At 59.8% G+C, this 7221-nt stretch carries 3 protein-coding genes; 1 reads left to right on the forward strand and 2 read right to left on the reverse strand.

What is annotated here, in order from left to right; translation table 11 throughout:
• Positions 1–1132: 1132 nt before the first annotated feature.
• Positions 1133–2581, reverse strand: a complete 1449-nt coding sequence (locus ACLP9N_RS31025) for a condensation domain-containing protein (RefSeq protein WP_442410970.1) — start codon at positions 2579–2581, stop codon at positions 1133–1135.
• A gap of 433 nt (positions 2582–3014) precedes the next feature.
• On the opposite strand from ACLP9N_RS31025, the gene ACLP9N_RS31030 reads away from it, so the two are divergent.
• Entirely contained in the window at positions 3015–6653 is a 3639-nt protein-coding gene (locus ACLP9N_RS31030; protein ID WP_442410971.1) for an MMPL/RND family transporter, read from the forward strand.
• A 168-nt stretch (positions 6654–6821) separates the two neighbouring features.
• Here the strand turns inward: ACLP9N_RS31030 and ACLP9N_RS31035 are convergent.
• On the reverse strand, positions 6822–7221 hold a 400-nt coding region (locus tag ACLP9N_RS31035; protein ID WP_442410972.1), incomplete at its 5' end, for a MauE/DoxX family redox-associated membrane protein.

A 7221-nucleotide genomic window follows, 5' to 3' on the forward strand; every position in this document is an offset into this window, starting at 1 on the left:
CAGATTGGCTCGTACGATAATTCCTCACTGGGGCCTCCCACATCTTGTGGCTCTACCGGCCAGGACCACCCTGTCGGCAACCCACGTTCACATGTGAGCGGAGGCCCCAGCCCCCCATACCGTCTAGTTTCCTGGCCACCCACTTCGGTGTCATCGTTGCCAGCGGGACTGGCGCCAAAAACTCGTCGGAGTTCTGCGTCGCTTCGAGAATTGCCTGCGTGATCTTGATTGACGTGCATTTCCCCGAGGTCTGCTGCCTGCGTTGGGTCGACTGCGAGGTCGACACTCGTAAGCGCATTGCCACGGGTATCGTCTTTGGTCCGTAGCGATACGATAAATCGCAGGGTGACTGTTCCGTCGTCTTGAACACGCCCCATCCTCACCGCGAGTCTGCACGCGAGTCCTGCTACAAGCGAGTCACTGCTTGCGCCAAGACTTTTCGCGCGAGTATCCCATTCCGCCAGGTCGACGTATGCGGTCAGGGCCGGCATCTCTACTGTGTGATCGGCGCCGGCCGTCCTCGGGGAAGGTGGTGTCGCTTTGATCGATGATTTGAGTTCTGCGCGGTCGCGCCGGGCCCTTCGAGCCACGGCGACCACCGCCTGCGCTACGTCGGGCAGTTCTTTGACGGTTTGTCGGAGATCATCACGGAACGCCCGCCTGAGTGTGCGCGATCCCGCTGGCGGATAGCCCAGATTGTGCGTCCTGCCCTCAGCAGCATCGGCTATCGCCTGGCCGAACCCGACCGCGTCGACGATCGTATGCGTAACCACCAGACTTACCGCGGACCCGCCGTCCTCGAGCGGAAGCACCCCGAGATGCCAGCCGGGTCCCCACCCCGGATCAATGGGTAGGCGCGCCCGCTCGTCGGCCCATGCGCTCACATCGGCGCGCCGCCGCGGCGTTGCGGCGAAATCGATCTCCTCCGGCGCCGGAGACAAGACCCAGCGATCGCGCGCGAACGATAACGGAGACCGTTCTATCCTGCGTCCCAACAACCCGCATCCAAGATTGCGGTGAAAACGCCGTAACCCATCAACATCGACGGCACGGTTGTATATCCAAGTGACCTGAATCAGCGCGCGATTCGCCCCCCTGCCTATTCGAACGCGATCAAGTCGGTCTCAGACGGTCACGCCGGTTTCAGGTCAAGCTGAGCGACGTTGGCAAAGGGCACCGCTGCCACGCGGCCCTCGGCGACGCGGACATAGGCCGATTTCATCGCAGCCATATACCGGACAATTGAGTCGCGGGCGATGGGGTTGTTCGGGAACATCACGGTCACCGCGGTTTCCTTCTCGCCCCGATTCACCCACATCCCGATTTGATTCGCAGCCCTTGCGTCCACGAAGAGTTTACCGTTCAAACTGTCCCATTGAGCCGTGATGTCCGGCGAAAGGGGAGGCAGACCTGCATCGAGATAGGACAGCATAGGAACGCCTCGCCCGGGCCTCCTCAGACCCTGTGTAGATGACGCCAACTCCAATACGCGATCAAAGGGAACATTGGCCAACCCGATACTCGAATCGAACGACGCCTGGGCTGCGCGAACAATATCACCGAAAGATCTTTGGTCAATGGGGACAGTGATCGGAACCACTCCGGCGAACCATCCTGTTGTCGCAAATTCGGCTAGATTGCGACGTGTCGTAGTGGGAGTAATTACGTAATACGTGTCAGCGCCGGTCAACTCATGTTCGGCGATGGCAGCGCAGGCAAACACGCCACCGCTGAAACGGGCGCCCGCATCTGCGCACGCGGATTCGAATCGGTCTGTCTGCTCTTCGTCCAGCAGGCGTACCGTGATTACGTCGCAGGTAAGGGGCACTGATGGCTCACCAAGTGGCAGCGGAAATTGCGGAAGGGTACCGTCGTTGCCCTGGGCGAACTCGATCCAGTCGCGTACTTCCGTTGACTCTAGGGTCAAGTCGGATATGTACTGGTGTTGGCGGACACAGTAATCCTCATAGCTGCCCGCGTCCCGCAGCTTGATGGGCGCCGCGCCGCCCACCAGTGCGGCGTACATCATGTGGATCTCGGCTAAGACCAGATGAATGAGCGGGGCGTCGATGTGGAGATGATCAACACTGACATAGAAGGTGAAGTGGTCCGCGCGCTGAATGATTCCGAATTGGAAGCAATTCCATCGCAGCGGATCTGGGGTAGTTAATACGTGGCTTCGCCATTCTTTCGAGGTGATCTCGCCATGCTTGGTCGGAACTAGCTTAATGTCCTTGAGGTCGCGGATGGTTCGGCGAACGATGTTCTCCGGATCCTTATAATCGAACCAACTGTGATAGGTATCGTGGCGACGAAGGTAGCTGTTGATGACGTGAGTCATGGCACGGATATCACACCGACCGGCTATATCCCACGTTAAAATATACAGCCGCGCCATTTCGCTACCCCGGGCTGCATAGTCGGTATAGCTACGGAGGTGTTGGGCTTGCTGATAGCTGGGCGGTACAGCACTGACAGGGGCTTCCCGGATTTTCAGGAGAATCTCGGGCGGTGAGTTCCACGTGATGAGCTGGCCGGGTGGAGGACTGCCCCAGTCGTGGATTCCGTTAATTGGAAACATGCGTTCCCTGCTTCCCCTCAGCCAATTATGTGTGTCAGTTGGATAGGTAGTTTACCTCCAAAACGCGAACAGATTCAGGACAGGCCGCCGCATGCCTATACGCACAGGGTCCGGCGCCGTCCATAGTCCCAGCGGGCGCACGGTTCCCCTCATAGCAGGAAACGCTACCTTGGTGTGGCCGATTTTTTTGCGCAACCGTCGAATTGCCGCAAAAGAGCTTCGACCAGCCACTATCGGTCATCAGGTGACGTGCGGCGGGACCTGCTGGGGTGGCGCGCTCGCTGCGACGGAGACCCCGCAACGCGGCTTAACCTGCTAGAACTGGCACATACGTACGTCCTGAACCCAGTCCAGCGCTAGCCCGACGCAGCGCCCAATAAGCGATTACGCCACGCGACTGGTAGGTCACTCTATACAGCTATACAGTTGCGCAATGTCACGCCGGATCGACGAAACCGACGTAGCCCCAGGGGGAATCTTCCAGCGGCTGGGCGATTTTGTCGCGCGGTGGCCGTTTCTGGTCATCGCGTTCTGGATCGCGGCCGCGGCTGTCCTGATACTGACGTTGCCACCCCTTCCGGTGGTCGCCGCACAGCATCAGGCCAAACCCATACCTGATGATGCCCCGACGATGGTCGCGACTGGGGCGATGAACCATGCGTTCCACGAAACAGGTGCGGGGTCCAACCTCCTGCTACTCGTCTTGACCAACGAGAATGGGATGGGGCCCGCCGATGAGGATACGTATCGCAGACTGATCGACAACCTGCATCAGGACACGCAGGACAAAATGTCGGTACAGGAATTCGTCACAGCGCCACCCCTGCGCGAGATCTTGGCCAGCAAGGATAACAAGGCCTGGAATGTACCGATCAACATTGCTGGCGAGATAATCGCACCCGAGACCCAGGCGGCGTACCAACACGTCGCTGAGATTGTCAAAAAGACCCTCGCAGGATCCACGCTGACCGCCCACTACGCGGGACCCGTGGCCATCGCCGCCGACCTCACCGAGATCGGTCAGCGTGACATGCACGTGATCGAAATAGGCACCGGGCTTTTGGTGCTGGGCATCCTGTTCTTTATCTACCGAAACATAGTCACCATGTTGGTGCCGTTGGCCACAATCGGATTATCCGTGGTGACCGCGCAGGGGGTTCTGTCAGGGCTTTCCTTATTGGGATTGCCTACCGGCCTGCAGACCATTGTCTTGATGGGCGCGGTAATGATCGGGGCGGGAACCGATTACGCCGTGTTTCTGATCAGCCGCTATCACGACTACGTGCGGCTCGGCGCGGATTCGGATCAAGCGGTCAAGAATGCATTGTTGTCCATCGGCAAAGTCATCGCCGCGTCTGCGGCCACTGTCGCGGTCACGTTTCTGGCGATGATCTTCGCCAAACTCGAGATTTTTTCAACAGTCGGTCCGGCGATTTCAGTCGCGGTCGTTGTGGCGTTCCTGGCTGCGGTGACGCTGCTTCCCGCCATCCTCGTGCTGGCCGGGCGACGTGGCTGGATCAAGCCGCGAGGTAACCAGACCAATCGTTTCTGGCGGCGTACCGGAACACGCGTCGTGCGCAGGCCCTGGATCCATCTGGTCGCGAGTGCGATTATCCTCATCATCCTGGCCGGCTCCGTGAGCTTCGCGCGCTTCAACCGCGACGATCTCAAGTCACTACCGCGTTCCGTCCCCAGCGTCAACGGATTCGCAGCGATGGATCGCCATTTCCCGACGAACGCAATGACTCCGATGCTGCTCTTTATCCAGTCATCGCACGACTTGCGAACACCTGGCGCGCTTGCCGACCTCGAGCAGATGGCACAGCGGGTAAGCCAATTGCCTGACATCACGTTAGTACGGGGCATCACCCGGCCCAACGGTGGACCGCTGGAGCAGACCAAGGTGTCGTATCAGGCGGGCGAGGTCGGCGGCAAACTCGACGAAGCCTCCAACGTGATCAGCACCCACGGAGGCGACCTGGACAAGCTGGCCGGCGGCGCTAACCAATTGGCCGACGCCCTTGCCATGGTGCGGACCCAAGTCAATGGGGCCGTCGGCACCGTCAACACGCTGGTCACGGCGCTGTCGGCGATGCAGAACGCCATGGGCGGGGATAAGACGCTCAACGACATTGACCGCACGGCCCAACTCGCCGGCCGCATGCGGTCACTCGGCGATGCGCTTAGCGCCAATATGGGGGATGTTCAAAACACCGTCGCCTGGGCCAGGCCGATGGTGGCGGCCCTTAACGTCAGCCCGGTCTGCTCCGCCGACCCCGCCTGCGCGAGCTCGCGGGCCGAGTTGCAGGCGCTGGTGGCCGCACAGAACAACGGAACTCTTAACAGCATTGCTGATCTGGCTCGTAACCTGCGGGCGACCCAGGAAACGCAGTCCATCGGCTCGACCGTGAGTCGACTGCAGCAATCACTGCACACAGCTGTCAGCCTCTTGCGGTCGACTAACGGCCTCCAGTCCCGGGTAGCCGAAATGCAACAAGGTGCCAACGCCCTCGCCGACGGCAGCCGGGCAATTGCCGACGGTGTGCAAGAACTGGTCACTCAGACCAAGAAGTTGGGAGCAGGACTCAACCAGGCGTCGTCATTCTTGTTGGGGATGAAGCACGATGCCCAGAAGTCGTCGATGGCCGGCTTCAATATTCCACCACAGATGTTGACCACAGACGACTTCAAGAAAGCTGCCGAGATTTTCATATCGCCCGATGGGCACGCAGCACGGTACTTCGTACAAAGCGCAATTAATCCGGCCACCGACGCCGCCATGGATCAGGTGGATGCGATCCTCGCGGCCGCACGGTCGGCTCAACCGAATACCGAGCTGTCGGATGCCAAGATCGCGTTGGTAGGACTTCCGACCGGGACCAAGGACACCCGCGACCTTTATGATCAGGACATCCAATTCATCGTCATCGCAACCGTCGTCATTGTCTTTCTGATTTTGGTCGCGCTGCTGCGAGCGATCGTTGCACCGCTCTATCTGATCGGTTCGGTGCTTATTTCGTTCTTATCGGCGCTGGGCATCGGTGTCATCGTCTTCCAATTCATTCTCGGTGAGGAATTGCATTGGAGCCTTCCCGGACTGTCCTTCATACTGTTGGTCGCGGTCGGCGCCGATTACAACATGCTGCTCATCTCGCGGATCCGCGACGAGTCACCCCATGGCGTGCGGGTGGGTGTAATCCGCACCGTGGGTTCGACCGGCGGTGTGATCACCTCGGCGGGCCTTATCTTCGCCGCTTCAATGTTCGGCTTGGTGGCTGCCAGCATCAGCTCGATGGTCGAGGCTGGTTTCATCATCGGCATCGGGATTGTGCTCGATACGTTCTTAGTGCGCACTATTACGGTGCCGGCCATCGCCGCACTGATCGGCCAGGCAAACTGGTGGCCGTCACGACTGGGACAACGCAATAAACGGCGCTCGAGCGCACGGAAACCGGTACGGATGCCCAAGCTGCTAGCCCGGCTCCCATGGGTGAATAGCGTAAATAGCCGCACTGCCCCGGCCTCCGTGCCTCCGCTAGCAGCAGTCAGCGTCGCTTCCCTTGACGACCGCCACGCAATCGACGACCCAATTCTCCTGCACGCACTGCCGCTGTTCGGCTCCAACGGCCTGCGGGATCGCCTCACCAGCGCCCAGCAAAAAACGGCGCCAGAGTTGCCAACCACGATAAACGGGAACGGCAACGGACTAACCGACCAATTGCCCGACCACGCACTACCGTTATTCGGCCCCTACGTCCTGCCGCATTACCGGTTGCCAACCACCACCAACGGCCACGGCCACGCCAACGGCAACGGCAAACGACCAACTGGCCATCTGCTGGCCCACGCGTTGCCACCGTTCGGCCTGCCACATCACCGGTTCCCAACCACCACTAACGGCCATGCCAACGGCAACGGCAACGGCAACGGCAACGGCAACGGCAACGGCAACGGCAAACGATCACTCGATCACGCCAAAGGCAACGGCAAACGATCAATCGACCGCGCAGAGAAACTGACCGAAAAGTCAGCTTTTCCCGAAGAAACAGATTCTGCAAAGTCATCGAGCTGAGCCAGGTAAGCTACCTATCCAAGTGACACACGTGATTGGTCGAGGGGGAAGCAGGGAACACATATTGCCGATAAACGGAATCCACGACTCGGTGGAGCCCTCCACCGGGTCAGCTCATCAGGTGGAGCGCGCCACCCGAGATTCTTCTGAAAATCCGGGAAATCCCGTTCAGCGCTCGAATGGCTTCCGATGCACGCGAAACTGGAAGGCGAGCATCATAATGGTAGGGATGGCCAGGAGGAAATCCCGCAGCATCGTGAGCGGGCCGACGGTGGTCTGCAGGAAGGAAGTGCCGAAGCACCCGCAGTCCAGGCTGATGCCCCGCGCCCACACCGATGCCTGGGCGCCCAAGAACACAGCGAACATCAGCGTGCCGACTAACGCTGTTCCCCGCACAAACAGCCCTGCAGCGAGATAGAGGCCTATCGCCAGTTCAAAAAACGGCAGTATGTATGCAAATGGACCAGTCAGGACGTCAGGAAGAATCCCAGAGCGCTGGACCAGCACCCGGAAGGCCTGCATCTCTGGTATCTTTGCCGATCCGGAGGCGATCCACACGGCAGCGGCG

It is taken from the genome of Mycobacterium sp. (genome assembly GCF_052144515.1).
Lineage (GTDB): Bacteria > Actinomycetota > Actinomycetes > Mycobacteriales > Mycobacteriaceae > Mycobacterium.